At 73.6% G+C, this 2,456-nt stretch carries 2 protein-coding genes; both read left to right on the plus strand.

Going from position 1 to position 2,456, the window contains the following annotated elements:
* A partial coding sequence (locus tag AB0B91_RS65035; RefSeq protein WP_358343005.1) for a metallophosphoesterase occupies positions 1-823 on the plus strand: 823 nt, incomplete at its 5' end.
* Between the two features lie 100 nt (positions 824-923).
* Positions 924-2,456: endonuclease Q family protein (locus AB0B91_RS65040; RefSeq protein WP_358343006.1), on the plus strand; the 1,533-nt coding region annotated here is incomplete at its 3' end.

Consider the following 2,456-nt stretch of genomic DNA (forward strand, 5'->3'; position numbering starts at 1 on the left):
GCTGCTCGCCCGTGGGGCCGCTATCTTCGCCGGGCTCACGGCGACCGGTCTCACCGGGTACGGCATCCGCACCGCCCTCGGCCCGCCGCAGCTCGACCGGGTGCAGATCCCGCTGGCCAAGCTCCCCCGCAGCATGGACGGCCTGCGGATCGCCACCGTCTCCGACATCCACCTCGGCCCGCTGCGCGGCCGGGCGCACACCGAGCGGATCGTCGCCGCGATCAACCGCCTGGACGCCGACATCGTCGCCGTCGTCGGCGACCTGGTCGACGGCTCGGTCGCGGAGCTGGGCGAGGCCGCCGAGCCGCTGCGCGGGCTGCGGTCCCGGCACGGCAGCTACTTCGTCACCGGCAACCACGAGTACTACTCGGGCGTCGAGGAGTGGGTCCAGGAGTTGGACCGCCTCGGCCTGCGGGTCATGCAGAACGAGCGGACGGAGATCCAGGCCCGGGGCGGCGTACTCGACCTGGCCGGGGTGAACGACGTCACGGCCGCCGGCACCGGCCTGGCCGCCCCGGCGGACTACGCGGCGGCGCTCGGCGACCGCGACCCGAACCGCCCCGTGGTGCTGCTCGCCCACCAGCCGGTGGCGGCGGTCGAGGCGGCGAAGTTCGGCGTCGACCTCCAGCTCTCCGGGCACACCCACGGCGGCCAGATGGTCCCGTTCAACCTGCTGGTGAAGCTCCAGCAGCCGGTGGTCTCCGGCCTGGGTGAGGTCGACGGCACGAAGGTCTACGTCACCAACGGCGCCGGCTTCTGGGGCCCGCCGGTGCGCGTCGGCGCCGAACCCCAGATCACCCTGGTGGAGCTGCGCTCCCGCTGATCCATAGCGCGGGCGGCCGGTGTTGTCCAGCACCGGATGCTCAGGTCACGGGTGTGCGTGGCGACGGGTGGGTAATGGCGCGGTCGTGACAGGATGCGGCGTGCCTCCGTTCAGTCCCGCACCCCCCGGCGGCCCTTCGCCGTTCGTCGCGGATCTGCACATCCACTCGAAATACTCGCGCGCGTGCAGCCGCGACCTGACCCTGCCCAACCTCGGCTGGTGGGCACGGCGCAAGGGCATCGGAGTGCTCGGCACCGGCGACTTCACCCACCCCGCCTGGTACGACCACCTCCGCGAGACGCTGCACCCGGCCGAGCCCGGCCTGCACCGACTCAGCCCGGAGGCGGAGCGGGACATCGCCCGCCGGCTGCCGCCCCGGCTGGCCAGCGAGGCGGAGGCGGACCCGGTCCGGTTCATGCTCAGCGTGGAGATCTCCACGATCTACAAGCGGGACGACCGCACCCGCAAGGTGCACCACCTGATCTACCTGCCCGACCTGGACGCGGTGGCCCGGTTCAACGCCGCGCTCGGGCGGATCGGCAACCTCGGCTCGGACGGTCGGCCGATCCTCGGCCTGGACTCCCGGGACCTGCTGGAGATCACGCTGGAGGCCAGTGCGGACGGCTACCTGGTGCCGGCGCACATCTGGACCCCGTGGTTCTCCGCGCTGGGCTCCAAGTCGGGCTTCGACGCGATCGCCGACTGCTACGCCGACCTCGCCGAGCACATCTTCGCGGTGGAGACCGGCCTCTCCTCCGACCCCGGGATGAACTGGCGCGTCGGCAGCCTGGACGGCTACCAACTGGTGTCCAACTCGGACGCGCACTCGCCGCCGGCGCTGGCCCGGGAGGCCACCGTCTTCGCCACCGCCCGCGACTACTTCGCCATCCGCGACGCCCTGCGTACGGGTGACGGGCTCGCCGGGACCATCGAGTTCTTCCCCGAGGAGGGCAAGTACCACGCGGACGGGCACCGGCTCTGCGGGGTCAACTGGTCGCCCGAGCAGACCCGGGCCGCCGGTGGCCGCTGCCCCGAGTGCGGCAAGCCGCTGACCGTCGGCGTGCTCAGCCGGATCGAGGAGCTGGCCGACCGCCCGTCGGGGCACCGCCCCGCGCACGCCCGCGACGTCACCCACCTGGTGCCGCTGGCCGAGATCCTCGGCGAACTCAACAAGGTGGGTGCCCGGTCCAAGCGGGTCGAGGGGAAACTCCACGAGCTGATCGCCGCGCTCGGCCCCGAGCTGGAGATCCTCACCACCACGCCGCTCGACGAGATCGGCCGGGTCGGCGGGGAACTGCTCGCCGAGGGCATCGGCCGGCTGCGCCGGGGCGACGTGCGCCGCGTCCCCGGCTACGACGGCGAGTACGGCGTCATCACCCTCTTCGACCCGGCCGAGCTGGGCGGCGACGCCGGTACGGCGCAGGAGACCCTCTTCGACGTACCCGTGCCGGCGCAGCGCACCCCCGCGGAGCCGGCGCCGAAGCCCCGGGCCAAGCGCCCGACGGCGGCCAGGGCCGAGCCCAAGCGCAAGGCCGCACCGCCCGCGCCGCCGCCCCCGATCGCGCCGACGCCCTCGCCGCACGAGCCGTTCGAGCCGATGCTCGCCGGGATGGAGGAGGTCGGCACCGGCCTG

This window comes from Nonomuraea sp. NPDC049141, from assembly GCF_040648415.1.
Lineage (GTDB): Bacteria > Actinomycetota > Actinomycetes > Streptosporangiales > Streptosporangiaceae > Nonomuraea.